Annotated in this window: 27 protein-coding genes; 12 read left to right on the forward strand and 15 right to left on the reverse strand. The window is 64.8% G+C overall.

The features are described 5' to 3' along the window. Nucleotides 1-47 precede the first annotated feature (47 nt). Nucleotides 48-1,061, forward strand: a complete 1,014-nt coding sequence (locus tag ACNFHO_RS17590; protein ID WP_416766955.1) for an AraC family transcriptional regulator ligand-binding domain-containing protein — start codon at nt 48-50, stop codon at nt 1,059-1,061. A gap of 37 nt (nt 1,062-1,098) precedes the next feature. Here the strand turns inward: ACNFHO_RS17590 and ACNFHO_RS17595 are convergent, their stop codons facing one another. Then, entirely contained in the window at nt 1,099-1,536 is a 438-nt protein-coding gene (locus ACNFHO_RS17595; protein WP_054895379.1) for a carboxymuconolactone decarboxylase family protein, read from the reverse strand. A 207-nt stretch (nt 1,537-1,743) separates the two neighbouring features. On the opposite strand from ACNFHO_RS17595, the gene ACNFHO_RS17600 reads away from it, so the two are divergent. Further along, entirely contained in the window at nt 1,744-2,202 is a 459-nt protein-coding gene (locus ACNFHO_RS17600) for a nucleoside deaminase (RefSeq protein WP_063544752.1), read from the forward strand. Next, on the forward strand, nt 2,199-3,395 hold the full coding sequence (locus tag ACNFHO_RS17605; protein WP_416766956.1) for a cyanate transporter: 1,197 nt from the start codon (nt 2,199-2,201) through the stop codon (nt 3,393-3,395). The genes ACNFHO_RS17600 and ACNFHO_RS17605 overlap by 4 nt, the downstream gene beginning before the upstream one ends. On the opposite strand, the gene ACNFHO_RS17610 is transcribed toward ACNFHO_RS17605, so the two are convergent. Together ACNFHO_RS17610 and ACNFHO_RS17615 are read right to left on the reverse strand one after the other, a co-directional pair. Beyond that, nucleotides 3,388-4,821, reverse strand: a complete 1,434-nt coding sequence (locus ACNFHO_RS17610; protein ID WP_416766957.1) for a PLP-dependent aminotransferase family protein — start codon at nt 4,819-4,821, stop codon at nt 3,388-3,390. The genes ACNFHO_RS17605 and ACNFHO_RS17610 overlap by 8 nt on opposite strands. Nucleotides 4,822-5,355: 534 nt before the next feature. Beyond that, nucleotides 5,356-6,141 carry an SDR family NAD(P)-dependent oxidoreductase gene (locus ACNFHO_RS17615; RefSeq protein ID WP_112898144.1) on the reverse strand — a complete coding sequence of 262 codons (786 nt, stop codon included), beginning with the start codon at nt 6,139-6,141 and terminating at the stop codon, nt 5,356-5,358. Nucleotides 6,142-6,243: 102 nt separating this feature from the next. On the opposite strand from ACNFHO_RS17615, the gene ACNFHO_RS17620 reads away from it, so the two are divergent. Both ACNFHO_RS17620 and ACNFHO_RS17625 read left to right on the forward strand, forming a co-directional pair. Beyond that, nucleotides 6,244-7,209 (forward strand): GlxA family transcriptional regulator, encoded by a 966-nt coding sequence (locus ACNFHO_RS17620; protein WP_416766958.1) that lies wholly within the window; start codon nt 6,244-6,246, stop codon nt 7,207-7,209. Beyond that, nucleotides 7,206-8,114 (forward strand): LysR family transcriptional regulator, encoded by a 909-nt coding sequence (locus tag ACNFHO_RS17625; RefSeq protein WP_372822689.1) that lies wholly within the window; start codon nt 7,206-7,208, stop codon nt 8,112-8,114. Before ACNFHO_RS17620 ends, ACNFHO_RS17625 begins: the two co-directional genes overlap by 4 nt. A 31-nt stretch (nt 8,115-8,145) precedes the next feature. Here ACNFHO_RS17625 and ACNFHO_RS17630 read toward each other — a convergent pair whose 3' ends face one another. Both ACNFHO_RS17630 and ACNFHO_RS17635 read right to left on the reverse strand, forming a co-directional pair. Next, entirely contained in the window at nt 8,146-9,729 is a 1,584-nt protein-coding gene (locus ACNFHO_RS17630) for a rhodanese-related sulfurtransferase (RefSeq protein ID WP_416766959.1), read from the reverse strand. After that, on the reverse strand, nt 9,726-10,334 hold the full coding sequence (locus ACNFHO_RS17635; RefSeq protein WP_416766960.1) for a cysteine dioxygenase: 609 nt from the start codon (nt 10,332-10,334) through the stop codon (nt 9,726-9,728). Before ACNFHO_RS17635 ends, ACNFHO_RS17630 begins: the two co-directional genes overlap by 4 nt. Before the next feature lie 259 nt (nt 10,335-10,593). Between ACNFHO_RS17635 and ACNFHO_RS17640 the strand changes: the two genes are divergently transcribed. The 3 genes from ACNFHO_RS17640 to ACNFHO_RS17650 all read left to right on the forward strand — a co-directional run bounded on the left by ACNFHO_RS17640 (nt 10,594) and on the right by ACNFHO_RS17650 (nt 14,022). Next, nucleotides 10,594-11,664 carry an LLM class flavin-dependent oxidoreductase gene (locus tag ACNFHO_RS17640; protein WP_416766961.1) on the forward strand — a complete coding sequence of 357 codons (1,071 nt, stop codon included), beginning with the start codon at nt 10,594-10,596 and terminating at the stop codon, nt 11,662-11,664. Between the two features lie 75 nt (nt 11,665-11,739). After that, a complete protein-coding gene (locus ACNFHO_RS17645; RefSeq protein WP_416766962.1) occupies nt 11,740-12,693 on the forward strand; it encodes an ABC transporter substrate-binding protein in 954 nt (317 codons plus the stop codon). A 9-nt stretch (nt 12,694-12,702) separates the two neighbouring features. Then, nucleotides 12,703-14,022 carry an LLM class flavin-dependent oxidoreductase gene (locus tag ACNFHO_RS17650; RefSeq protein ID WP_416766963.1) on the forward strand — a complete coding sequence of 440 codons (1,320 nt, stop codon included), beginning with the start codon at nt 12,703-12,705 and terminating at the stop codon, nt 14,020-14,022. Nucleotides 14,023-14,082: 60 nt separating this feature from the next. On the opposite strand, the gene ACNFHO_RS17655 is transcribed toward ACNFHO_RS17650, so the two are convergent. Beyond that, entirely contained in the window at nt 14,083-14,769 is a 687-nt protein-coding gene (locus ACNFHO_RS17655; RefSeq protein WP_112898149.1) for a GNAT family N-acetyltransferase, read from the reverse strand. A gap of 84 nt (nt 14,770-14,853) precedes the next feature. Next, entirely contained in the window at nt 14,854-15,789 is a 936-nt protein-coding gene (gene argC / locus ACNFHO_RS17660) for an N-acetyl-gamma-glutamyl-phosphate reductase (protein ID WP_416766964.1), read from the reverse strand. 130 nt (nt 15,790-15,919) lie between these two features. On the opposite strand from argC, the gene ACNFHO_RS17665 reads away from it, so the two are divergent. After that, a complete protein-coding gene (locus tag ACNFHO_RS17665; protein WP_063544776.1) occupies nt 15,920-16,801 on the forward strand; it encodes a LysR family transcriptional regulator in 882 nt (293 codons plus the stop codon). 87 nt (nt 16,802-16,888) lie between these two features. Here ACNFHO_RS17665 and ACNFHO_RS17670 read toward each other — a convergent pair whose 3' ends face one another. Both ACNFHO_RS17670 and ACNFHO_RS17675 read right to left on the reverse strand, forming a co-directional pair. Further along, a complete protein-coding gene (locus tag ACNFHO_RS17670) occupies nt 16,889-17,095 on the reverse strand; it encodes a tautomerase family protein (RefSeq protein ID WP_054895394.1) in 207 nt (68 codons plus the stop codon). An 18-nt stretch (nt 17,096-17,113) separates the two neighbouring features. Continuing rightward, nucleotides 17,114-17,848, reverse strand: coding sequence for an SDR family NAD(P)-dependent oxidoreductase (locus tag ACNFHO_RS17675; protein WP_416766965.1), 735 nt, complete (start codon nt 17,846-17,848; stop codon nt 17,114-17,116). Nucleotides 17,849-17,971: 123 nt separating this feature from the next. On the opposite strand from ACNFHO_RS17675, the gene ACNFHO_RS17680 reads away from it, so the two are divergent. After that, complete coding sequence (locus ACNFHO_RS17680; RefSeq protein WP_416766966.1) at nt 17,972-18,892, forward strand: LysR family transcriptional regulator; 921 nt, start codon at nt 17,972-17,974, stop codon at nt 18,890-18,892. A 5-nt stretch (nt 18,893-18,897) separates the two neighbouring features. Here ACNFHO_RS17680 and ACNFHO_RS17685 read toward each other — a convergent pair whose 3' ends face one another. From ACNFHO_RS17685 to ACNFHO_RS17700, 4 genes are all read right to left on the reverse strand, one after another. Continuing rightward, entirely contained in the window at nt 18,898-19,524 is a 627-nt protein-coding gene (locus ACNFHO_RS17685; protein ID WP_054895397.1) for a TIGR04211 family SH3 domain-containing protein, read from the reverse strand. Between the two features lie 244 nt (nt 19,525-19,768). Beyond that, the gene (ppnN, locus tag ACNFHO_RS17690; RefSeq protein WP_054925383.1) at nt 19,769-21,142 is read right to left on the reverse strand and encodes a nucleotide 5'-monophosphate nucleosidase PpnN; all 1,374 of its coding nucleotides are present in this window, start codon (nt 21,140-21,142) and stop codon (nt 19,769-19,771) included. Nucleotides 21,143-21,263: 121 nt separating this feature from the next. Then, complete coding sequence (pncB, locus tag ACNFHO_RS17695) at nt 21,264-22,466, reverse strand: nicotinate phosphoribosyltransferase (protein ID WP_416766967.1); 1,203 nt, start codon at nt 22,464-22,466, stop codon at nt 21,264-21,266. Beyond that, nucleotides 22,463-23,113: a nicotinamidase gene (locus ACNFHO_RS17700; RefSeq protein WP_112898154.1), complete on the reverse strand. Its 651-nt coding sequence runs from the start codon at nt 23,111-23,113 to the stop codon at nt 22,463-22,465. The genes pncB and ACNFHO_RS17700 overlap by 4 nt, the downstream gene beginning before the upstream one ends. Nucleotides 23,114-23,248: 135 nt before the next feature. Here ACNFHO_RS17700 and ACNFHO_RS17705 point away from each other — a divergent pair, with 135 nt between their 5' ends. Together ACNFHO_RS17705 and ACNFHO_RS17710 are read left to right on the forward strand one after the other, a co-directional pair. After that, entirely contained in the window at nt 23,249-23,950 is a 702-nt protein-coding gene (locus tag ACNFHO_RS17705) for an NrtR DNA-binding winged helix domain-containing protein (RefSeq protein ID WP_063544783.1), read from the forward strand. Between the two features lie 65 nt (nt 23,951-24,015). Continuing rightward, nucleotides 24,016-24,447 carry a hypothetical protein gene (locus ACNFHO_RS17710; protein ID WP_054891264.1) on the forward strand — a complete coding sequence of 144 codons (432 nt, stop codon included), beginning with the start codon at nt 24,016-24,018 and terminating at the stop codon, nt 24,445-24,447. A gap of 47 nt (nt 24,448-24,494) precedes the next feature. On the opposite strand, the gene pbpG is transcribed toward ACNFHO_RS17710, so the two are convergent. Further along, nucleotides 24,495-25,421 (reverse strand): D-alanyl-D-alanine endopeptidase, encoded by a 927-nt coding sequence (pbpG, locus tag ACNFHO_RS17715; RefSeq protein ID WP_153773534.1) that lies wholly within the window; start codon nt 25,419-25,421, stop codon nt 24,495-24,497. Nucleotides 25,422-25,693: 272 nt separating this feature from the next. Further along, nucleotides 25,694-25,876 (reverse strand): hypothetical protein, encoded by a 183-nt coding sequence (locus ACNFHO_RS17720; protein WP_054891266.1) that lies wholly within the window; start codon nt 25,874-25,876, stop codon nt 25,694-25,696. Nucleotides 25,877-25,907 lie beyond the last annotated feature (31 nt).

The following is a 25,907-nucleotide window of genomic DNA, read 5'->3' on the forward strand; positions in this document are numbered from 1 at the left end:
TCAACCTGGCATTTTTTGCCACTCAGCATAGACAGCGGATATCCGTCATGCGCGAAAGCGATTCGGTCGCGGTGTACTTTCTCAATGCCATGCTCCACGCCCTGCGCGATCGCCCCGAGGAGCGCAATGCGCAACTGCGTGCGGTCGGCATCGACCCGGCGCTGCTGGCCCGCCCCCAGGCGCGGGTACCGGCCAAGGCGTTCGCCCGGCTGTGGCTGGCGCTGATCGAAGACCTGGACGACGAGTTCTTCCGTCTCGACAGCCATGGCATGCCGATGGGCAGCTTCGCCCTGATCTGCCGTGGCTTGATCCAGGAGCCGACCCTGGAAAAGGCGCTGCGTCAGTGCCTGGGTAACTTCGCGTTGTTCCTGCGCGATTTGCGCGGCAGTTTCTCGGTGCGCGGCGGGCGTGCGGTGATCAGCGTGCAGTCGAATATCGAAGATCCGCTGACACGGGTCTATGCCGAGGAAACCTTCCTGGTGCTGGTGGTCGGCCTGCTGTGCTGGCTGGCCGGACGACGCATCAGCATCGACCGCACCGAGCTTGCCGTGGCGCGCCCGGCGCAGGACGACGACACGCTGCTGTGGGGGCCGGACCTGCGCCTGGGCAGTGGGCGTACCGAGGTGGAGTTCGACAGCGCCTGGCTGCGCCTGCCGGTGGTGCAGGACCTGGCGGCGCTCAAGACCTTCCTGCGCAGCGCGCCGCAGGGCCTGGTGATCCGTTTTCGCAACCAGGGCGACCTGGTGGCGGAGGTTTATCGCCATCTGCGCAGCCGTGGCTACGGACAGTGGCCGACCCTGACGGCCATGGCCGAGCGCCAGGGCCTGAGCGCCAGTACCTTTCGCCGGCAACTGGAGCGCGAGGGGCGCTCGTACCAGCAAATCAAGGATGAAGTGCGCCGGGCCATGGCGTTCGAGCGTTTGCGCGAGGGGCAACTGAGCATTGCCGAGATCGCCGAGCAGACCGGGTTCCAGGAGCCCAGCGCCTTTCACCGGGCGTTCAAGAAGTGGACGGGGCAGAGTCCGGGGAGTTATCGGACCCGGCTGGGTGTGAACCCGTAGACCGCCGGGGCCGCATAGCGGCCCCAAAGGCTCCACCTCAAGCCGGCACCATGGCAAAGCCGACACCAAAGCGGTTCCAGGCATTGATGGTAGCGATCGCCAGGGTCAGGTTGGCGACCTCGCTCGGTTCGAAATGCTCCAGCAGCGCTTCGTACTCGACCTGCGGTGCACCGCGCTCAGGCAAGCGGGTGAGGCTTTCCAGCCAGGCCAGTGCGGCGCGTTCACGCGGGGTGAAGAAACGGGTTTCCTGCCACACGCTCAGGGTCTGCAAGCGTGCCTCGGTTTCGCCCGCCTTGCGCGCATCGTTGGCGTGCAGGTTCACGCAATAGGCGCAGCCATTGATCTGCGAGGCGCGCAGGCGCACCAGTTCGAGCAGTGAATGCTCCAGGCCGCACTTGGCCAGGACCTGCTCCAGGCCGACCATGGCCTTGTAGGCTTCAGGGGCGTGCCTGGCCCATTCGATTCGATCGTGCATGGTGATTCTCCAGTCAGTTCAAGTCAGGGGTGATTCGTGGTGCCAGCGTAGCGCCGTTGCCTGCAGGGCCCGATAGCCAATCCCGCTATTTGCCGGGAGACCAATGCCGGCATTCGTGCGGCCACTGACCTGCATCCAATCTCTTCATTTCTGCCGCGCGCCAGCAGCCGGGATAATGGCCGCCTGTTGTTCGAGGAGTATCGATTCATGTCCAACGAAACCTTCATGCGTGAAGCACTGGCACTGGCCCGCGCCAATATCGAAGCGGGTGGTCGCCCGTTCGGTGCGGTGCTGGTGCACCAGGGCCAGATCGTCGCCCGTGCGGTCAACGAGATCCACAGCACTCAGGACCCGACTGCCCATGCCGAATTGCAGGCGATCCGCAAAGCCGCCCAGGCCTTGGGCCGGTCGCGTCTGGACGGTGCCGAAATCTATGCCAGCGGCCACCCGTGCCCGATGTGCCTGGCCGCCATGCACCTGTGCGGCATCGAGCGGGCATGGTTCGCCTATGACAACGACGAGGGCGAGCCTTACGGACTGTCTACGGCAGCGGTCTACGCGCAGATGGCACGTGCACCGCAGCAGCAGAGCCTGCCACTGCACGTGCTCAAGCCTGAGGGCGAGGCCGGCCTCTACCAGCAGTGGCGGCAGGCGAACCCGGTATGAGAGGCGCGTTGAACCTGCTGCTGGTGATCCTGCTGGCCCTGAACCTGCGGCCGATCCTGACCAGCATCGGCCCCTTGCTCGAACCCATGCGCAGCAGCACCGGGCTTGGCTACCAGCAAGCGGCGTTGCTCACGGCGCTACCGGTGCTGTGCATGGGGTTGATGCCTTTGCTGCAGCCTTGGCTGCGGCGTTGGATCAGTGAGCATGGCGGGATGCTCGCCGGACTTTCGGCCATCGCCCTGGCGTGCCTGTGGCGGCTGCAACTGGACAGCGCCTGGGCGCTGATCGCCAGCGCCGTGGTCGCCGGCCTTGGCGTGGCGGTGGTGCAGGGCATGATGCCGGGGTTGGTCAATCGCTGGTTCCCGAGCCGCCTGGCTGCATCGATGGGGCTGTACTCGGCAGCGTTGATGAGCGGCGGCGGCCTGGCTGCGGTGCTCGGGCCGACTGTCAGCGAGGTGGCAGGGCGCTGGCAGGCGGGGCTTGGCATCTGGGCAGTGCCCGCGCTACTTGCGCTGTGCGGCTGGGCCTGGCTACGCCCGCGCCACGACACGCCGCACCTGGCCGCGGCCAGCGGCGGTCACTGGTTCGGTAATCGCCGTGCCTGGTTGTTGGCGCTGTATTTCGGCCTGATCAACGGCGGCTATACCAGCATGGTCGCCTGGCTGCCGGCCTATCACCTGGAGCACGGCGGTACGGCTCAGGGCGGTGGCGAGCTGGTGGGGCTGATGACCATCTTCCAGGTCAGTGGCGCGCTGGGGCTGCCATTGCTGCTGAGGCGCCTGCATGACCGGCGGCCTGGTCTGTGGTTGGCGCTGGCGATCCAGTTGGGTGGGTTTCTCGGTTTGCTGCTGGCGCCTACCCAGGCCATGGGGCTTTGGGTGGCGTTGATCGGCCTGGGGCTGGGTGCGTGCTTCAGCCTCAGCCTTACCCTGACCCTCGAGCATCTGAAAACACCGGGCGAGGCGGGGAGCCTGGCTGCCTTCGTGCAGGGTGTCGGCTTCATCGTCACCGGTACCGTGCCTTATGTGACGGGCTGGCTGCGTGCGTTCACCGGCGATTTCCAGGCTGCCTGGACGCTGCTGACGCTGACCGTGGTGGCGATGCTGCTGGTGACCGCACGCTTTGCCCCCCGAGGCTACACCGCTGCCGTGGCGCGGCGGGGGCGCTCGATGCAGGCGACGACGCTCAACTGAGCTGCTGCAGGGCATCGCGGACGCGGTCCAGCGCCGGGTCGATGTCCAGCCGCTCGATGGCACCGAAGCCCATCAGCAGCCCCGGACGCACTGGCACGTCGTTGAAGAACGGCGCCAGTGAATAGACGCCGACTTCGACCCGGCGAGTCAGCCTGACCAGCAGCTCCACATCGACTCCAGGTGCGGCCAGGGCGCTGAGGTGAAAGCCGGCGCTGGCCGGTACGGCGCTCAGCCAGGGCGCCAGGTCGCTTTCCAGGCGTGCGAGGATGCGCTCGCGCCGTGCGGCATAGATGTCGTGGCAACGACGAATATGGCGGTTCAGATGGCCTTCGCCGATGAAGCGCGCCAGCGCCCATTGCTGCAGGCTCGGGCTGTGCCAGTCGCTCAGGTGCTTGGCCACGCAGGCGGCGCGCAGGACGCTGGGAGGCAGTACGGCATAGCCCAGGCGCAGCTCCGACAGCAAGGTCTTGGAAAAGGTACCGACATAGGCCACCAACCCGTGTCGATCCAGGCGTTGCAACGCATCGCTGGCCGGGCCCTGATAGCGAAATTCGCAGTCGTAGTCGTCCTCGATGATCAGCGCTCCGAGTTCAGCGGCGCGGGCGAGCAGGGCGTGTCGGCGGCGTTCGCTCATCGGCATGCCGAGCGGGAACTGGTGCGAGGACGTCACGTAGATCAGCCGGGTGCCGTCTGCGATCAGCTCGACGCACAGCCCTTCATCGTCCACCGGCACCGACTGCAAATCAGCGCCCATCGCCAGAAACAGCTGGCGTGCCGGTGGATAGCCGGGATCCTCCATGGCCACGCGTGTACCGGGTTCTACCAGCACCCGAGCGATCAGGTCGAGCGCCTGCTGGGCGCCGTTGCACACCAGCACATCGGCGGCGCTGCAGTGCACGCCGCGGGCGAAGGCAATGTGATGGGCGATGGCTTCGCGCAGCTCGGGCAGGCCCTGGGCCGGGAACTGGCGCTCGCTGTGGCGCTGGCTGCAGCGCAGGGCGTACTGCATGCAGGCGCGCCATTGGTCGAAGGGAAACTGGCTCTTGGCCGATACGCCGCCGACGAAGTCGTAACGCGAGGGCGCCTCGAGCGCGGAGCGGCCGAGCACGGTGGCGCGTTGCTGCCAGCGTTCGAGGCTGCTGGCGGCGGCCAGGGCAATCGGCTCGACGTCGCTGGCCTGCAGGGCCCGCCGTGGGCTGACGAAGGTGCCACGCCCGACCACGCCGCTGAGCAGATTGTCGTAGGTCAGCCGCGAGTACGCTTCGGCCACGGTCTTGCGCGATATCCCCAACTGCTCGGCCAGCAGGCGCGTGGGCGGCAACTGGGTGCCGGCGGCCAGGTGGCCGCTGTCGATGGCGCTGCGCAGCTGCTGGTAGAGCTGCTCGGCCAGGCCCTTGCGGCCCTCCAGGCGAATGTGTAGTTCCATGGGGCTATCCGGATGGGGGGACGGCCTAGCTTGCGATTTTGGGGGGTGGCTCGCAAGTTTTGTTGCTTGGCGGGAGTTCTTCAGCGCCTGTGAGATCGAGCGCCGCCCGCGCGGCGCTTCGCGGGCAAGCCCGCTCCTACAGTTGTTTCGGGCCAGTTATGCCTGTGCCATAGGCGCGCGACCGCCTGGTGTGTACGACTCGATATCGCGCCGTGCGCCAAAGGGGTCGCGCGAAAATGCCACAGGACTCATTGGCCCGAAACAAACTGTGGGAGCGGGCTTGCCCGCGAAGCGCCGCGCGGGCGGCGCTCGATCTCACAGGCCCTAAAAAGCTGTCGGCGAACACCTGTCAGCCCTCACGCGATCACATTCGAACACCTTGAGATGATTTCCAGAATCTCAACCTGGAAAAGGCCTACAGTCTGCTCAATGCTCGAAAATCGGCGGAGCCTGCTTCGCGGGCAAGCCCGCTCCCACAAAATGGACTGCCCCCACAGAACCTGCTATCACAAAACCTACCCACGCACACCCAGATCAACCCTGACGATAACGTGGCGCCAACTGTTGATTCGACAGGTGCCCGTTCAACGCCTGGCGGCTGGCCTCGAACGCCTCGAAGCGTTCGATTTCGTGCAGCGACGGAATCGAGATCAGGCGCTTGGCGTCGAAATCGGCCAGTGCCGCTTCCACCAGGTCCTGCGCAGTCATGACGATCGCAGGATCCAGATTCTCCACCGGCAGGCCGCCGATGCTCCAGAAGTCGGTGGCGGTGGCGCCTGGCAGTACGGCCTGGACCTGCACACCCTTGTCGGCCAGCTCCTTGTGCAGGCTCTGAGTGAAGGCGGTGACGTATGCCTTGCTGCCGCCATACACGCCATTGAGCAGTTCCGGCAGCAGGCTGACCACTGAGGAGATGTTGATCAGCGCACCCTCGCCGCGCTCGACGAAGCCAGGCACCGCGGCATAGGTCAGGCGGGTGAGGGCGGTGATGTTCAGCGCGATCATGCGGGTCATCTGTTCAACGTCGCTTTCCAGCAGTGCGGTGTGGGTCCCGATACCCGCGTTGTTGACCAGCAGGCCGATGCTGGCATCTTCGCGCAGACGGGTTTCGATGCGCGCCAGGTCCTGGCTGTCGGCCAGGTCTGCCGGCAGGACTTCGACGCTGCGTCCGGTCTGGCTGCTCAGGCGAGAGGCCAGTTGATTGAGGCGTTCGCGGTTGCGGGCGACCAGGATCAGGTCGTGGCCGCGGCGGGCCAGGTGTTCGGCGTAGAGTGCGCCAATGCCGGTAGAGGCGCCAGTGATGAGGGCTGTACGAGTCATGGTTGCTGCTCCGTGGGTTGGGTTGCAGCGATGATGCGCGCCTTTGATTGTGGCGCAAATGACGCATATAGTACGTTTTCAGGACATCAAGCGAGGTGGGCCATGCATCGGGTCGGCTATCTGTTGTGTGAAGGGTTCCAGGTCATGGCGCTGGCGTCGCAGTCGGTATTCGAGTTCGCCAATGTGCTGACGGGCAAGCGTCTTTACGCCTTGGGCAACTACAGCGTGGCCGGCGGTGGGCTGGTGTCGTCGCTGGGCATGCAGTTGCAGACCCAGGCGGTCGATACGCCGGGGCATGCCGACACCTGGCTGGTGGCGGGCACCTTGTCGCCGATCGCTTCACCTGCCGTTACGGCCAGCGTGGACCTGGTGCGTCGGCTGGGCGAGCAGGCGCGCCGTACCGCCGGGATCTGTACGGGGGCCTTCACCTTGGCGGCAGCCGGCCTGCTCGACGGGCGTCGGGCGACCACGCATTGGGCCTACGCCCGGGAGCTGCGGCAGATGCACCCGACGATCCAGGTAGAGGACGACCGCATCTTCATTGCCGATGGCAACATCTGGACGTCTGCCGGCATGACCGCCTGTATCGACATGGCCCTGGGCATGCTCGAGCAGGATCACGGCCATGAGCTCGCACGAGCCGTTGCGCATCGGCTGGTGATGCATCAGCGCCGCTCGGGAGGCCAGTCGCAACATTCTCAGCTGCTCGACCTGGCACCGCGCACCGACCGCATGCAGAGTGTGCTCGACTACGCTCGCCAGCACCTGCAGCGGCTGCTGAGCGTCGAGGAACTGGCTGAGGTTGCGCACCTGAGCCCGCGCCAGTTCAGCCGCGTGTTCAGTGCCGAAACCGGGCAATCGCCGGCGCGGGCCATCGAGGGCCTGCGCCTGGAGGCGGCGCGGCTGATGATCGAACAAAGTCGGCACAGCCTGGATGTGGTGGCGCGCGAGACAGGATTTCGCGACCGTCGGCATTTGCGCGAGGCCTTTGTACGCATGTTCGGCATTCCGCCCCAGGCGATACGTCGTGATGCACGGCGCGTGGGGCGTGAAGGAGTCGTGGCATGAAGAAACGGGTGCGCATGGACGACCTGCAGGTGTTTGTCACCACTGTCGAGGCCGGTGGGCTTTCAGCTGCAGCGCGACAGCTGGACATCTCGCCAGCCCTGGCCAGCGCCGCGCTGCAGCGCCTGGAGCACAGCCTGGGGATTCGTCTGTTGGTGCGTTCGACACGCCGGCTGCGCCTGTCGGACGATGGCGAGCGCTATCTGCCCCACGCGCGTCAGGCCCTGGACGCGCTGGTCGATGGCGAAATGGCGCTGGAGCAGGCACGCGCCGAACTGGCGGGGCCATTGCGTCTGTCGATGCCGTCGGACCTGGGGCGCAACCTGCTGTTGCCCTGGCTGACGGAGTTTCAGGCCGAATATCCACGACTCGACATGCGCCTGCGAGTCAGCGACCAGGTGGCCGACCTGTTTGGCGAGCAACTGGATGCCAGCATCCGCTACGGGCTGCTGGGGGATTCCAGCCTGGTGGCCTTGCCGCTGGCCGCCGATAACCGCCGCACGTTGTGCGCGGCACCGTCCTACATCGCTCGGCATGGCGCGCCGCAGACTCCGCAGGCGCTGGCCGGGCACAACTGCCTGCGTTATGTGATGGGGGAGCAGACCCACGATCGCTGGAGTTTTGAGGATGCAGGGGCAACGAGCACGGTGCTGGTCAGTGGCGATCGCTGCAGCGACGATGCCGATATCGTGCGACGCTGGGCGGTGGCGGGGCTTGGTGTGGTCTACAAGTCGCGCCTGGATGTGCTCGAGGACATCCGCGCCGGAAGGTTGGTGGAGTTGCTGGCGGACCATGCAGGGCAGGCGGCGCCACTGCACCTGGTATGCGCGCACCGACAGTCGCTGAGCCCGGCAGTGCGGCGCTTGCATGGGTTTCTGGCGCAACGGCTGCAGGCCTATCTCGCGTGAGCGGATACGCCTGCAGCCGTTGCGCTTCAGGTCACAGCACCTTGAAGCCGTGGGTGCCATCGCGCTCGAGTTGCGCGATCAGACCAAACTCCCAGTCGAGGTAGCCTTGCATGGCTTCGCGTGGGTTGTCGGTCCCTTCGTATGGCCGGCGATAGCGGTCGGTACGCTCCGCTGCCAGGCGCGTTTCACCTGATTCCAGGGGTTTGCCGGCGGCGATCCAGCTTGCCGTGCCGCCTGCCAGCAGATAGACCGGTGTGCGCGTCAGGGCTTGCAGGTCGGTGGCGGCAAAGCTTGCCAGCAGGCTGCTGCCGCAGGTCAGCACGTAGCGCTCGGCCTTGGGCAGGCGCTCCAGGGCCTCGGGCAACTGCGCGCGGATCGCCCAATAAGCGCCCGGGATGTGGCGCTTGACGTAATTGGCGCTGGCGGTGAAGTCCAGCAAGACGGTGCCTTCCTCGGCCAGCCAGGCCTGCAATTGCTCGACGTCGATCTCGGTATTGCGCGCAAGTGCCGGGCGGGGTGCCTGCCATTCGCCGGTTTCGCTGAAGTCGGCCTTGCTCAGGCCGTCGAGCACCGCCACTTCCCAGCCCATCTGCGCGAGCCACGAAGCGCTCATGTTGGCACGCACGCCGTCGTCATCGACCAGCACGATGCGGGCGCCGCGCACGCTGGCGTTGTGATCGGTTTCCTGCACCAACTGGCCACCGGGCGTGGAGCGGCTGTTGGGCAGGTGACCGGCAACGTATTCCTCGGGTGTGCGCACGTCGAACAGATAGGTGGTGCGCGCAGTCTCTGCCTGCCAGCTGGCCAGACCTTGACGGTCCAGGCGCTGCACTCCGGCCCGGTCGGCAACGGCGCGGGCGCGCTCGGCAGCGCTGCTGCGGGTGCTGTCGCCGACCTCGGCGAAGCGCTGCGCCTGGCCGTGGGCCAGTTGTTGACCGGCCAGTGTCCAGCCGATGGTGCCGTTGCGCAGCGCTGCCACCGGGTTGGGGATGCCGGCGTTGACCAGCGACTGTGTGCCGATGATGCTGCGGGTGCGCCCTGCGCAGTTGACGATCACCCGGGTCGCCGGATCGGGTGCCAGTTCGGCGACGCGCAGCACCAGTTCGGCGCCAGGCACGCTGATGCCTCCGGGAATGCTCATGGTCTGGTATTCGTCGAAGCGCCGGGCGTCGAGCACCACCACGTCGGCCTGGCTGTCGAGCAGGGCCTGGACCTCTTCGGCGGCCAGCGAGGGGGTGTGGCGCACACTCTCCACCAGCTCGCCGAACGCTTTGCTGGGTACGTTGACGTCGCGAAACAGCTCGCCGCCGGCATCGCGCCAACCGCCAAGCCCACCCTCGAGCACCGCCACATCGCTATAGCCCAGTGCCTGCAGACGCTCGACAGCGATGGCCGACAGCCCCTCGCCATCGTCATAGACGGTGATGGCGGTGTCACGGCGTGGCACGCGCGCGAAGATTTCCAGTTCCAGCTTCGAGAGCGGGATGTTGGCCGCGAACAGCGGATGCGCCTGGGCGAAGGGGTCTTCTTCGCGCAGGTCGATCAGGGCGACTTCTTCCTGGGCCAGCAGGGCGGAGCGAATTTCATGGAAACTGCGTGTGCTGAGGCGGGTCATGGGGCAGGGTTCTCTTTGGACAGGTCCCAGATGTTGGGCAGGCTGGAGTTGGAATAACCGGAGATGAACGGCTTCTCGCTACCGTCGGGCAGGTAGACGGCGCGGCTGACCGCACCGATGTTGGCGCCGTAGACATGGATGCTGATCGAGACGCGGTCGTCGAAGGCGTTGCTGACCTGATGGATATCGCCGATGCGCGGTGACACCGCTTCCACGTGGCCAGGGTCGATCCGCAGCCGCTCGCCCTGGGCCACCAGGGCGCCATGGGCGTCGCGGGTGAAGCCTTGGGAGTACTCGGCTCCGCGCAGCATGCCGATCAAGCCCCAGACACGGTGGTCATGGATCGGCGTGCTCTGGCCTGGGCCCCAGACGAAGCTGACCACCGAGAAGCGCTGGCGCGAATCGCAATGCAGCAGGTATTGCTGGTAGCGGGCGGGGTCCGGCTGGGCAAGGGCTTCGGGCAACCAGTCGTCTTGGGCGACCAGGCTGTGCAGCAGGGTGTGGCCCTGATCGAGCAGGGTGGCTTCGTCGGGGTGGCGGTCCAGCAGGTCGGAGAGTTCGCCAATGAAGTGGCGCAGGCGCTCGAGGCGCGGTGTCTGGCTCATGGTTCAGGCTCGGGCTGACGGTCATGGGCAAACCCTAGCAACTGCCTGAATATTCTCAAAATTCAAATTATTCATAAGCTAATATGCAAATCTAGCATTTACTGGTGATAAGGCGTTATCTGCAATTCCTGCATTTTGAATGCATTAGGTTATGCCTAAAACGAATTTCACAGGGTGTGATCAAGTGGTTAGCGTATAAGTCAGTGGGCATTTAGATTCAAACGCTATAAAAACCCTTTCTGACCTTGGGGCACCTGCAATGAGCGTTCAATTCATCGGCATGATCGGCCATCGCCTGTCATCGGAGATCCTGGCTCCCAGCGGGCCCGTCTTCGACAAGGACTACATCACCCGTTTTGCCCAGGCCCATGAGCAGGCTGGGTTCGATCGCATCCTGGTCGGTTATTGGTCGGACCAGCCTGACGGCTTCCTGGTGACTGCCCTGGCAGGGCTTGCCACCTCGCGTATTCATTTCCTGCTGGCGCACCGCCCGGGTTTCGTCGCACCGACCCTGGCCGCACGCAAGCTGGCGACTCTCGAACACCTGCTCGACGGGCGCCTGGCGGTGCACATCATCAGCGGCGGCAGCGACATCGAGCAACGCAAGGACGGCGACCACCTGGCCCATGACCAGCGCTATGCCCGCACCGATGAATTCCTCGATGTGGTGCGCAAGGTCTGGACCCATGACACGCCGTTCGACCATGACGGCGACCATTACCAGGCGGCGGGGGCGTTTTCGGCGATCAAGCCGCTGCAGCAGCCGCATCTGCCCATCTATTTCGGCGGCTCCTCGCCTGCGGCCCTGGCGGTGGCGGGCAAGCACGCCGATGTATACGCCTTGTGGGGCGAATCGCTGGAGCAAACTGCCGAAACCATCGCCGCCGTGCGCGAGCAGGCTGCGCGTCATGGTCGCCAGGTGCAGTTCAGTGTGTCCTTCCGGCCGATCATCGCCGCCACGGAGGAGGCGGCCTGGGCCAAGGCCGAGGGCATCCTCGGTCAGGCTCGTCAGCGCCTCGAGCAGGCAGGGCCGGTGATCGCCAACAAGCCGCAGAGCGTGGGCGCCCAGCGCCTGCGCGACACCGTGGCCAAGGGGGAGCGGGTCGACGAACGCCTGTGGACCGGCATCGCTGCGCTGGTGGGCGGCGGTCACAACTCCACGGCGCTGGTGGGGACCGCCGAGCAGGTCGCCGATGCCTTGCTGGCCTATTACGACCTGGGCGTGACCAGCTTCCTCATCCGCGGCTTCGACCCTTTGGCTGACGCCGAGGACTATGGCCGCGAACTGATCCCGTTGACCCGCGCCAAGGTGGCAGCGCGCAACGCCTGATATTCACTGTTACACGCGACGAGACCGCACGCGCGGATCGCCCTGACTTGCCCGAAGTGGCATCTGGAGACGAACGTGCGTTATCTCAAACAACTGGCCGCCGGTGTGCTGGCCACCTCGATCAGCCTTGCGGCGGCTGCGCAGACCCTGGTGGTCGGCGACCAGAGCTACAACGCCCGTGCCGTGATGGAAGCGGCCGGTGTGCTTGAAGACTTGCCCTACACCCTGGAATGGAAGCAGTTCACTGCCGGCTCTCCAGTGGCCGAGGCACTCAATGTCGGCAGCCTCGATCTTGGCCTGTTGGGGGATGCGCCACCGTTGTTCCTCGGCGCACTCGGTGCGCCGATCAAGGTGGTGGCGGTGTCGCGGCAGAACCTCGAGGGTGTGGCGATCCTCGCGCGCAAGGATTCCGACATCCACAGCCTGGCCGACCTCAAGGGCAAGCGCGCGGCGATCTGGAAAGGTTCCTGGAGCCAGCAACTGCTGTTCAGCGCCCTCGACAAGGCCGGTGTACCCCGCGATGCACTGGAGCTGCGCTACCTCAGCGCCCTGGACGCCTCCCACGCGCTGGATGGCGGATCGGTCGACGTGATCGCCACCTGGGAGCCCTACGTCACCCAGCAGGAGCGCCAGGGTGCACGGGTGCTGGCCACCGCCGAAGGCATCATCCCAGCGCAGAGTTTCGTGGTCGCCAATGCCAAGGCCGTGCAGGAAAAGCGTGCGCAGATCGCCGACTTCCTCCAGCGCCTGAAAAAGGCGCGTCAATGGACCCTGAGCGATCCGGCGCACACCGAAGCGTACGCCGACGCCTGGGCCAAGCGTACCCGTGCCGACGGCGACATCGCCCGCGCCTGGTTCGCCCGCGCCCGCACCGACCTGGCACCACTCAACGCACAGGTGATCACCGATGCACAGAAGACCGTGGACTTCTTTGCCGGAATCGGCCTGATCAAGGGCTATCCGGCCGCAAGTCTGTTCGACACCTCCTTCTCGGCGGCGCTGCAGGACCGCGCCGTCACTCAGCACTGAGGCCCCGGCATGAGCAAACGACAGATCAAACTGGGTGCCCTGACCATGGGCTGCGGCGGCCCAGGGCGACACAACCTGTGGCTGGACCCGGCGTTGCCTGCCGACGCCAGCGTCAACATCGACTGGTACATCGATATTGCCCGCCAGGCAGAAGCTGCGCTGTTCGACCTGATCTTCATCGTCGACAGCCAGTTCATCACGCCAGGTTCGCCGTCCCATTACCTCAATCGTCTCGAACCCCTGACATTGCTCTCGGCGTTGGCCGTCAGCACCCGTCATATCGGCCTGGTCGGCACCCTGACCACCTCTTACAATGCGCCATTCAACGTCGCTCGGCGCCTGGCCTCGCTGGACCTGATCAGCAAGGGGCGTGCCGGTTGGAACGTGGTCACCAGCGGCGATGCCGGTACCGCTGGCAACTACGGGCTGGACGAGCATTACGATTACGACACCCGCTACAGTCGCGCCCATGAGCATGTGGAGGTGGTGCAGAAACTCTGGCATTCCTATGAAGACGATGCCTTCCCGCGGGATCGCCAGAGCGGGCGCTTTCTCGACCCCGCCAAGCTGCACACCCTCAACCACAAGGGTGAGCACTTCTCGGTGGTCGGGCCGTTGAACATCCAGCGCTCACCCCAGGGCCAGCCGGTGATCTTCCAGGCCGGGGATTCCGAGCAGGGGCGTGACCTGGGGGCGGCCACGGCGGACGTGATCTTCACCCATGCCGCAAGCGTCGAGCAGGGCCAGGCGTTCTACCGCGACGTGAAGGCTCGCGCCGCACGCCTGGGGCGTGACCCTGAGCAGGTGCTGGTGCTGCCGGGCGCCGAGATCTACGTGGGTGACACCGACGAGCATGCCCGTGAGATCGAGCATCACTATCATCAGGCCGATCACAGCTTCGAGCTGGCGTTGAAGGAGTTCGGGCGTAACTTCGGTTGGCACGATTTCAGCCAGTACGACCTCGATGCGCCGTTTCCGCAGCAGAGCCTTGAGTTTGCCCGCAGCAGCTTCTTCACCAATGCCAAGCGCATCGCCGACCAGGCCCGGGACAAGGGCTTCAGCCTGCGCCAGGCGGTGGAGTTCGGCCGCCAGCTACGCCCGGGTGCCTTCGTGGGCTCGGCGCAGACGGTGGCGGCGAAGATGGCCGACTGGTTCGAAGCGCGGGCGCTGGATGGCTTCAATATCTACATCGGGCATCCGGAGCAGTTCCGCCGCTTCACTCAGGAGGTGGTGCCGTTGCTGCAGGAACGAGGGGTCTACCGCACGGCCTACGAAGGGACGACCCTGAGGGAGAGCCTGGGGCTGGCCATACCGCGCTTCGCTGATTGACTGTCGCCGCTGCGGCGATGGCATCACAGGCCATTGCCGCGAGCGGCGACCGATTTCGGCTCAATGCACGCGCTTGCGCATCGCCACGCAGGCTTGGGCCTGCAACGCCAGTTCGTCAAGGTGCTCATCGCGCTGACGTTCGGCGTCGATCATCGCCTCTTCGCCATGCTGCTTGAGCAGGTAGGCGTGGATCTGACGTACTTCCAGGGTCTGGTAGATAGGCGCGATGTCCAGGCGTCCGACCAGCGCGCCGCTGGCCTTGCCGGTGCTGCTCATCAGCACCTGCGGCCCGGTGGCGCTCACGACCTGTAGGCCCATGGCCTCGAACCAGGGCACGGCGTGGGCGAACGCGCTCATCTCCACGCAACGGTAGCGTGCCTGCAGGTCTGTCAGCAGTCCGCGGGCGATGCCCTCGCGACGATGGGCAGGGGATACGGCGAGAAACGCCAGAACACAGGCGTGTGCGTCATCCTGGGCGGGCAAGGCGAGGGCGAAACCCAGCAGTTGGTCCGGGGCGTCGGCGTCCAGTGCCAGGACCAGCTCCACGGCCAGGCCCCGGGTGCCGTCCAGGGCCTGCAGGTATTGGTGGACTTCGAGGCCGACACCGTACTGGTACAGCGGATACAGCGGGTTGTCTGCGGTGATGGCGACGCTGCTCAGCGCGCCGACATGTTCGATCACCAGCTGGCGGATCTGGTTCTGGAAGGACTCGGGCGGCACGCCGTCGAGGCGGCTCAGGATGAACATCGGTGGACAGGCTCCGGCGGTTGAACTCACCCCGCGCCTGAATGACGCGGGGTGCACAGTCTAACCGCTTTTACCGGCTTGGCCTCACTGGCGCATCGCTGCCAGCATCAGGTCGAGGTTCTGCACTGCGGCACCCGAAGCGCCCTTGCCCAGGTTGTCGAACACGGCCGTCAGCAGGACCTGCCCGTGCTCGGGGTTGGCATACAGTGCCAGGCGCAGGTCGTTGCTGCCGTTCAGCGCCTGCGGGTCCAAGGGTGTCGCTGGGCCTTGCTGGTGCAGGGGCATTACCTGGACATGGCGCGCGCCCTGGTAGTGCTGTTCGAGACAGGCCTGCAGGTGCTCGGCGGTGACGCCCGGCGACAGTAGGCGCAACTGCAGCGGGATGCTCAGCACGATGCCCTGGCGATAGTCGCCATAGCCTGGCAGGAACACCGGGCGCGCGCTCAGGCCAGCATGGGCCTGGATCTCCGGGACATGCTTGTGCGCCAACTCAAGGCCGTAGAGCTGCAGCGCCGGGGCAGGATCGCCACCCGACTGCTCATGACGCTCGACCGCAGCCCGACCACCACCGGAGTAGCCGGAAATGGCATGCACGCTCAGCGGGTAGTCCGCAGGCAGCAGGCCGGCGCGCACCAGCGGACGCAGCAGGGCGATGGCACCGGTCGGGTAGCAACCGGGATTGCTGACCCGTGTGGCCTGGGCGATGCGTTCGGCCTGCTGCTCGTCCAGCTCCGGCAAGCCGTAGACCCATCCTGGGGTGGTGCGGTGCGCAGAGCTGGCGTCGATCACCCGTACTGCCGGGTTGTGAATCGTCGCCACGGCCTCGCGTGCGGCCGCGTCGGGCAGGCAGAGCAGGGCGATATCGGCGCTGTTGATGGCCTCGCGGCGGCGCTGCGGGTCCTTGCGCTCGGTCTCGGGCAGGGTCAGCAGGCGAAGGTCGCTGCGACCGTGCAGGCGGGCGTGGATCTGCAGGCCGGTGGTGCCCTGGTCGCCGTCGATGAATATCAGGGGCTGGTGCATGGTGGGGATCCGTTCAGGAAGGAAGTGGGTGTATCCTCGCTGTTGTTTGATCTGAAGAAAATTTGAATATCATGACGACGATGTTCAGATTAAATGAATCACGACGTTCAACAGCATAAGGAGCAGCACCCTGCGAGAAATCAGCCTCGACCGCCTGCGCACACTGGTGGTGATCGCCGACCTTGGCTCTTTCGCCGAGGCCGCTCGCCAGTTGAACCTGGCACCACCGACCATTAGCCTGCATGTCGCCGAGCTTGAAGCGAGGGTGGGGGCTGCGCTGCTTACCCGTACCCGCGGGCAGGTTCGGCCCACGGTGGTCGGAGAAACCCTGCTGGCGCGTGCCCGTCGGCTGCTGGCCGATGCAGACCAGGCGCTGGATGAAGTGCAACGCCAGGTGGCCGGGCTGACCGGGCGGGTGCGCCTGGGCGCCTCCACTGGCGCCATCGCTCATCTGTTGCCCAGTGCATTGGCGGCCCTGCGCAGTGAGCATCCGGGGATCGATGTGCAGGTTCAGGTGCTCACGTCTCAAGCATCACTGGCGCGTGTGCGTGAGGGGAGCCTGGACATCGGCCTGGTGGCGCTGCCGCAGGTGGCAGTGAAGGGGGTGAAACTCACCCCGTGGCGACGCGACCCGATCATGGCCTACCTGCCTGCCGACTGGCAGCCTCCGGCGCGGGTCACACCGGCCTGGCTCGGGCAGCGCGCGCTGATTCTCAACGACAGCAGCACGCAGCTTTCGCGGGTGACCAGCGATTGGTTCGCGGCGGCCGGGCTGTACCCGGAGGCGCGCATCGAGTTGAACTACAACGATGCGATCAAGAGCCTGGTGGCTGCGGGGTATGGCGCGACATTGCTGCCCCAGGAGGGGGAGGCGCCTGAGCTGGATCGGCGCATCGCTCGACGCCCGTTGCGACCGGGGTTGTGGCGTGCGCTGGGAATCGCTTGCCGCGAAGGTGAGGTGGAGCGGGCCACGGGGCATGTGCTGGAGGCTTTGGAACGGTTGCGGCAATGACCGTCTGTGTCGACTGCCAACACGGGCATGCACCGCCGTGGTCCTTGGGCAGGCTTGCCCGCCAAAAGACCACGGCGATGATGTGGGTCAACCCCGCTCGCGCTTGCGCACCGCCGTTATCGTCTCTCCACCCACTCCCCAATTGTCGGTGGGCACTTCCTCGATCACCACGAAGGTACTCGCTGGTGGCTTGTTCAGCACCCGTTGCAGCAGTTCGGTGGTGCCTTCGATCAACAGACGCTTGTGCTCGGCAGTGACCCCTTCTTCGGTCACACGGATATGAACGTATGGCATGGCAGGCTCCTTGGGTTTTCAGTGCCAGGTACCGGCGGTACTGCCGCCGTCTACTGGAAGTACGACGCCGCTGACGAAACGTGCGTCGGTCAGGTATAGCACGGCATCGACGATGTCCTGCGGCTTGCCGGTGCGCCCGCTCGGCGACAAGACACCCAGGCCTGCGACGTCGTTGTTGTGCAGGGGCGTCTCGATGATCCCCGGAGCCACGGCGTTGACCTGTACGCCGCTACCGGCCAGTTCCAGCGCCAGGCCCTTGACCGCCTGGTTCAGGCCACCCTTGACGAGGATCGGCAGCGCTGCGGGTACCCGCACGTTAGGCTGCATGGCGACCGAGGCGGTGATCGCGACGATGTGTCCATGGCCTTGGGCGCTCATGATCTTCGCTGCGGCCTGGGAGGGGTAGATGAAGCCCTTGAGGTTGGTGGCAAACAGCGCGTCGATGTCCTGCTCGGTGTAGTCGGTGAACGGTTTGGGAATGAAGATCCCGGCATTGTTGACCAGGATATCGATGCGGCCGAACACTTGCAGCGCCGTATCGAACAGGCGTGGTGCGGTACTGGCGTCGGCGATGTCGCCAGCGACGCCGACGAAGGCTGCCGGATTGCCCAGCTCGATGGCGGCCTGCTCGAGGCGGGCCTGGGTGCGGGCGTTGCCGACCACGTTGTCGCCTCGTTCGATAAAGGCCTTGGCGAGGGCAAAGCCCAAGCCGCTGGATGCGCCGGTGATAACGATGGTTCTTGCGGTGCTCATGGTGGTCTCCAGATAAGCGAACCGGCTGGTTCGTAGGTGGAGCCACTCTAAGACCTCATCTGAAGTTGAAAAATATGGCGGATGGCATTTCAATCGATACCTCATGTAATCAATAGAGCCATCATGACCCGCCATTTCGATGATCTTCAACTGGGCAGCCTCGAGCTGTTCTGCCTGGCTGCCGATACCGGCAGCTTCACTGCCGCAGCCACCGAGGCCGGGGTCACGCCCGCGGCGGTCAGCCGCTCGGTGGCACGCCTGGAAGAACGCCTGGGTGTACGGTTGTTCGTGCGTACTACGCGGCAGATGCGCTTGTCCGATGCCGGGCAGATGTACTACCAACAGTGCCGCCTGGCGCTTGGGCAACTGGTGGAGGCCGAGCGCGAAGTTTCAGGTGGCCAGATCGAGCCGCGTGGACGCCTGCGGGTCAGTGCGCCGACGCCTTACGCCCATCACCGTCTGTTGCCCTGGCTGCCGCGTTTTCGCGAGCGCTACCCGCTAGTGCAGGTGGACGTGCATGTCAGCAATCGCAATGTCGATTTCGCCGAAGAGCAGTTCGACCTGGCCATCCGCGGACGCGAGCCTGCCGATTCGCGCCTGGTGGCACGGCGCCTGGAAAACGCCGAGCTGGTGGTGGTGGGCACCCCGGGCTACCTGGCGCGAGCAGGCCATCCGCAGGTACCGGAAGACCTGGCGCGGCATGAGTGCATCCTGTTCGAGATCCCCAGTAGCGGACGCAGTGCGCCCTGGACCTTTCGCCGTGACGGTGGCCTGGTGGAGATCGAGGTCGGCGGTTCGATCACCTGCCTGGGCGACTTTCTCGCCACCGCCACCCTCGCGCGACATGGCGCCGGCCTGATGCAGGCGTACCGCTTCACCGTGCAGGACGCCCTGGACAGCGGTGAGCTGGTCGAAGTGCTACCGGCCTTCGGTGGCACGGCGCGACCATTCACCTTGATCTATCCGCAGGCGCGGCACATGCCGCTGCGGGTGCGGCTGTTCATCGACTTTCTGGTGGCGGGCGGGCAGTTACCCGCCAGCTGAGGGCTTCAGAACCAGCGGTCGTTGCGTTTGCGCCCGCGGGTCAGCGCCGGCAGGATCAGACCGGCCAGCAAGCCGGCGCCGGCGATGCTGCCGCCGTAGACCATGTACCGCATCATCACCTGCTTGTTCTCGTCGCCCAGGCGTGCCTGGGTGTCGCGCAGGCTCGACTGCGACTGCTCGAGCTGTTCGTTGAGGGCCTTGTTGCGCGACTCCAGCTCATCGATCAGCGCCTTGCGCGAATCCAGGGTTTCCTGCATGCCTTGCACGCGCGTCTTCCAGCTGTCGTCGATGGTCTTGAGCTGGCCGGACAGGTCTGCGACCTGGGCATCGAGTTGCGGCAGGCGTTCGTTCTGGCCGGGGACCGTCTGCAGGTCGCTGGTAAGAATCCACACCAGATCGCCACTTTGGCCGCGAACCTGGCTGTAGTTGCCCTGGGTGCCGATCAGCGACACCTTCTGCCCGGACTTGAGCGTGCCGACGATGCGATGGCCATCGGTCGGACCACTGCGCACATACGTGCTCAGGCTGTCGCTGACCCAGCGTGCGTCGCTGGAGGATTCTTCGGCGTGGATGGACGGGGCAGTGGCGAGCAGGGCGGCGAGGGCGAGGGTGGCGCGGCGGAATTCGGGCATGGTGGTCTTCGCTGAAACAGTACGGTTGGAGGCCCGGTGACTGGGCCGTGAAGCGGTCGGTGGATTGACCGTCAGCGAAAGACCGTTTTTTTGTAGGCAGGTTCACTGCTTTGGGTGGGAATTGTCTGCAAGATATTGCAGATAACAGGTTTGCTCATGGGGTGACGCGTGCGCGGATCAATCGCAGTGGCAGTTCACCGCTGCGATTGATCCGCGCAGATTGGCGCTGGAGCCGCGACCGCAGTCAGGTCACGACCTGGTAGCACGGTACGTAGGCCGCGCCGCCGGGCAGTTTCATCCGGTGCTGGTCGACAAAGGCCTGCAACAGCCTGCCCAACGGGTCGAGGATCGCCTGGTCGCCGCGGATCTGGTACGGGCCATGCTCCTCGATCAGGCGAATGCCCTTGTCCTTGACGTTGCCGGCGACGATTCCCGAGAACGCCCGACGCAGGTTGGCGGCCAGCTCATGGGGCGGCAGGTCGCGACGCAAGGCAAGATCGGCCATGTTCTGGTGGGTCGGGTCGAACGGGTGCTGGAAGCCACCGTCGATCTTCAGCAGCCAGTTGAAGTGGAAGGCGTCGTTGCGCTCGCGGCGGAACTGCTTGACCGTCTTGAGCCCCTCGACCATATGCCGGGCCACTTCGGCCGGGTCGTCGATGATGATCTGGTAGTGGCGCTGCGCCGCTTCGCCGAGGGTGGCACCGACGAAGGCATGCAGTTGCTGCAGGAACGGCTCGGCGCTGCGCGGGCCGGTGAGAATGACCGGGAAGGGCAGGTCATGGTTGTCCGGATGCATGAGGATGCCGAGCAGGTACAGGAATTCCTCGGCCGTGCCTGCGCCTCCGGGGAAGATGATGATGCCGTGGCCGACGCGGACAAAGGCCTCCAGGCGCTTCTCGATATCCGGCAGGATCACCAGCTCGTTGACGATGGGGTTCGGCGCCTCGGCAGCGATGATACCCGGTTCGGTCAGGCCGAGGTAGCGGCTGCCGTGCATGCGCTGCTTGGCGTGAGCGATGGTGGCGCCCTTCATCGGGCCCTTCATGACGCCCGGGCCGCAGCCGGTGCAGACGTCCAGCTTGCGCAGGCCCAGTTCATGGCCGACTTTCTTGGTGTACTGGTACTCCTCGCTGCTGATCGAGTGACCGCCCCAGCACACCACCATCTTCGGCTCCACGCCCGGACGCAGGGTGCGTGCGTTGCGCAGCAGGTGGAATACGTAGTCGGTGATGCCCTGGGAGCTTTCCAGGTCGATGCGTTGGCTGGCCAGCTCACTTTCGGTGTAGACGATGTCACGCAGGGCGCTGAACAGCATTTCGCGGGTGCTGGCGATCATCTCGCCATCGACGAAGGCATCGGCCGGGGCATTGAGCAATTCCAGGCGCACGCCGCGATCTTGCTGGTGGATGCGGACCTCGAAGTCCTTGTAGGCCTCGAGGATGGTCTTGGCATTGTCGACATGGGCGCCGGTGTTGAGGATAGCCAGGGCGCACTGGCGGAACAGGGTGTAGAGACTGCCGGTACCGACTTCGCTCAGTTGCTGGACTTCACGTTGCGACAGCGTCTCCAGGCTGCCTTTGGGGCTGACGGAGGCGTTGATGACATTGCGTTGGGGCATCTAAGTCTTTCCTGTGCGGGTAAAACATCCTTCTTTGACAACACCATACCGACAATTGCACGCGGCAACGAGGGGGAGAGGCAAAGATTCGGCGCTTGGGCAATTGCCAGTGCACGATGGCTCAGGCGGGCACCTTGAACACATGGCGCAGGTAGGCGACGAAATTTTCGTCCCGGCACTGCGTCTTGCCAGGGCTGTCGGAGATCTTCGCGACAGGGGCTCCGTTGCAGGCGGTCATCTTGATCACCACGTTCATCGGCTTCACGCCAGGAATGTCACAGGTCAGGTTGGTGCCGATGCCGAAGCTGACGTTGATCCGCCCGTGCAGCGCGCGGTAGAGCTGCAGTGCCTTGGCGAAATCCAGGCCGTCGGAGAAGATCAGGGTCTTGCTCAGCGGGTCGATGCCCAGGCGCTCATAGTGGGCGATGGCTTTTTCCGCCCAGGCCAGTGGATCGCCGGAGTCGTGGCGAAGACCATCGAAGAGCTTGCCGAAATACAGGTCGAAGTCCTTCATGAAGGCGTCCATGCCGATGCAGTCGGTCAGGGCGATGCCGAGCAACCCTCGGTATTCACGCACCCAGCACTCCAGCGCTGCGACCTGGCTATCGACCAGGCGCGGGCCGAGCTGCTGGTGGGCCATGAACCATTCGTGGGCCATGGTACCAATGGGTTTGAGTTCGTATTCTCGGGCCAGGTGGACATTGCTGGTGCCGACGAAACGCCCGGGGAAGTCGCGTTTGAGGATATGCACCACCTGATCCTGTACGGGATAGGAGAAGCGTCGGCGGGTACCGAAGTCAGCGAGCTGGAACCCCGCCAGCTCATCGCTGCTGGCGTGCGCCTTGAGCCAGTCGAGTTTCTGGTACAGGCGCTCGCCCACCTGTGCCATCGTCACTTCGCGATAGCGGTAGCGATTACGCACCTCGCAAATGATTGCCAGTAACTGGATTTCATAGAGGATCACGTGCAGCCAGGGGCCGCGAATACGGATCGCCAGTTGCCCGGCATCGTCCAGTCCGACCTGGACATAACGCAGGTTGAAGCGAAACAGGCTGAGGAAACGGATGAAGTCCGGCTTGATGAAGGGGATTTTTTCCAGGTAGGCGAGCTGGTCGTGGGTCACCGAGACCTCGGCCAACTGTTCGATCTGGTAGCGGATTTCGGCAAGGTAGGGCGACAGGTCTTCGTCGTTGCGGCAGCGCAGCTCCCACTCCACCTCGGCGTTGGGGTAGTTGTGCAGCACCGCCTGCATCATGGTGATCTTGTAGAAGTCGGTATCCAGCAGGTTCTGGATGATCCGTGGGGCAAAAACGTCGTCGCTCATGGGCGGGGCTCCTTGAACAATGCGAGCTGGCGGTCCAGCTCTTCCTCATTGGCGCACAGTACTACCCCGGCGGCAGCCAGCTCGCTGCAGGCAGCTTGGGCGCCGGCGTCGCTCAGTGCTCGGCAGGCCGGTAGGTAGAGCAGCACCTGGAATCCGGCGCGGTTCAGTTGCAGCGCGGTGGTGCGCACGCAGTAATCCAAAGCCAGGCCGCCGACCAGCACGACCTCGACGGCGTGAACCTTGAGGTACTCGATGACCCCGGTGGAGCGGTGCTCGGCCAGGTCGTGGTAGCAGGCGCCGTAGGGGTGCAGGTCAGGCTCCACGCCTTTCCAGACGAAATAGTCGTAATCGATCGGGGCAGGCAGGCCGGGCAGCAGTTCGAAACCGGGTGTGCCGGGCACGCAGTGGCTGACCCAGGTGAGGTCGGCGTTGGTCAATGCCAGTGGCTGAAGCATCTGTGCGGCATCGCTCACGACCCAGGCGGCATTGGCAGGGTGAGCATCCTTGCTGCCCAGGCGCAGGTCGGCACGACGGGCCATGGCATTGAGCGCCGGTGCAATCAGGTGGCCGCCGGGTACCGGCAGCTCCTGCGGGGCGTTAGCGGTAAAGCCGTTCTGGGCATCGACGTCGAAACTGGCGATCTTCATCAGGAGGTTCCTCCACTGGAATGCCTATATATTTCACCTGGTATTATAAGTGTGTCAAGCTGCCTTTTTTCGGGACTAGGGCTTGCATCACAAAAAACACCTGGTGGAATATGGCGTATTGAACAAGGAGTCGACATGAGCGCAGTTGAAGTCTTGGCCAGCGTGGACATCGTTGCATTGCGCCTTGCCCCGGACTTGCAGGGGTTGCAGGTGTTGTTGCACCGCCGCGAGCGAGAGCCGCATCGAGGCCAGTGGGCCTTGCCGGGTGTCATCGTCAACGGCAGCACACCGGACAATAGCCTGGATGCGGCGGCCGAGCGGGCGCTGCGAGAGAAGGCACAGGTTCTGCCTCGGCACATGGAGCAGGTCGGTACAGAAGGCAACGCTTTTCGTGATCCGCGCGGGTGGTCGTTGAGTACCTACTACCTGGCATTGCTCGACCCGGCGCAGTCCATCGAGGCAGAGCAATTGGCCTTTTTCGACCTCGACAGCCTGTCGACCCGCAAAGTGCTGTTGCCGTTCGATCATGGGCTGCTGGTGCAGCGCACCTGCGAGCGGCTGGCGGCCAAGAGCCTGTACAGCAGCCTGCCGCTGTACTTGCTGCCGACGCGTTTCACGGTGCTCGATGCGTTGAGTGCGGCGCAGGCGTGCCTGGGGCGGCCGGTGAACAACACGTCGTTGCGCAAGCGCCTGGAGCGTCTGAGGGAGGCAGGCTGGGTGCGTGATACAGGCGAACGCAATCAGCCGCGACTGGGCCGGCCGCAACAGCTTTACGAGCACCTGCCGCAAGGCGTGGGCCCCTTTCTGTTCGAGCGCAGCCTGTTGCCGGAAGCATGAAGCCTCAAGCATGGCGTTTGGCGGCCGATACAGCGGTCAGGTCAAAATCCTTGCGGAGAAGGGAAATGGTAGGGATCACAAGTGTCAATGTCACCGGCGTGAATGGGCAGTCGTCTGCGCTGCAGACGGCCGCCCAGGCCAGCGACACTGAAAAGAGCAGCAGCGCGGCTGGCGGCGCCCAGGTCGCCATGCCGGCACCGTCTGACAAGGCCGACAAGGCCAAGAGCAGCGACAACAGCAGCGAGCCGTCACACATCCGCCAGTTGCGTGAGCTGATCAAGCAAATGCAGAAGCAACTGGCCGACGCCCAGAAGCGGCTGTCCGAGGTTCAGGCGCAACCGATGGACGAGAAGGCCAAGCTGGCTGCGGTGGCGGGTGTCCAGGCGCAGATCGCGACCATCAGCGGTCAGATCCAGCAGGCGACCGCGCAGTTGCTGCAGGCCTTGAGCAAGCTGAACAGCAGTAGCTCCGGCAACTTGATCAGCACCATTGCCTGAGGGTGAGGGCAGGGCGGACCGCAACGGGCCGCCCTGAACGTGGTGACTTACTCGGACGCCACGCGCGAGCGGTTCTGGCGGTCTGACTTGTACTGCATCGCCACCGCCGGCGCGGCCTTGGCCGAGCCGGTTTCCAGCCATTGGCGCAGGCGCCCGGCATCGGCGAAGTGGGTGAACTTGCCGTAGGCGTCGAGAATCACCATCGCCACCGGGCGGTTGTCCATCCTGGTCAGCAGTACCAGGCAGTGCCCCGCCTCGTTGGTGAAGCCGGTCTTGGTCAGCTTGATATCCCAGTTGCTCTTGTTCACCAGATGATCGGTGTTGCGAAAGCCCAAAGTGTAATTGGGTTTGCGGAAGGCTACGGTCTTCTCGCGGGTGGTCGAGAGCTCGCTGAGCATCGGGTAGTTGCGCGAGGCGATCAGCAGCTTGGCCAGGTCATGGGCAGTGGAGACGTTGTGCGTCGACAGGCCAGTCGGCTCGACGTAGCGGGTCTGGGTCATGCCCAGGCTGCGGGCCTTGGCGTTCATCGCCTTGATGAACGCGCCATAGCCGCCGGGATAGTGGTTGGCCAGGGTGTTGGCCGCGCGGTTCTCCGACGACATCAGGGTAATCAGCAGGGTCTCGCGGCGGTTCAGCTCGCTGCCGGGGCGGACGCGGGAAAAGACACCCTTGAGGTCAGGGTTGTTGGCGATGGTCATGGTGAGCATCTCGTCCATCGGCAGCTTGGCGTCGAGCACTACCATGGCGGTCATCAGCTTGGTGACCGAGGCGATGGGCACCACGCGGTCGGCGTGGCTGGAGTACAGCTCTTTGTTGGTATTCAGGTCGATCAGCAAGGCGCTGCCGGAAGCCAGGTGCAGTTTGGAAGGATCGCGTTGTGCCTGGGCCGGGGATTGTGCAGCAGCGGTCGACGGAAGGATCGCGGTTCCTGTGAGCGCCAGCAGCAGGCTGAGGATGGACAGGGAAGTTTTCACGTTGAGGCTCACTAATAGTTGGTATGTCGTTGGCTGTGCAAGGGTTTCCCCCGAAAACCGCTGCATTGTGGAGTATGGCTCAGCGGCTGTCGATTGCTCGTCCAGGCCCAGCGTCGAAATGAAAAAACCTTCATGCTGTATCGGTTTTTCCCGCCTGTTGCGACAAATGGTCCCCGCGCTTTCGCACAGGCGAAAAAAAGCCCGCCAGAGGCGGGCAGAAAGAAGCGTAAGGAGCAACGCACAACACATGAAACGGTCAACAAAAACGGTGGTCAGGCGGTAAGGGTGCCGGCCTGCAGCTGTTCGGCCATGGCCTGGGCCTTGGCGCGGGAATCCAGAGGGCCGCTGACGGGCTCGCCGTTGCGCATCAGGTACCAGCAGGCCAGCAGGCCTTGAGCGCGCAAGGGAGCAGGGACAGCACTGCCGACGACAGACATGATGTGGATAGTGGCCATGTTGGACCTCCTGTGAAACATGGCCCTACCT

The sequence above is a fragment of the Pseudomonas sp. NY15374 genome, assembly GCF_048068255.1.
In the GTDB taxonomy this organism is placed as follows: domain Bacteria; phylum Pseudomonadota; class Gammaproteobacteria; order Pseudomonadales; family Pseudomonadaceae; genus Aquipseudomonas; species Aquipseudomonas machongensis.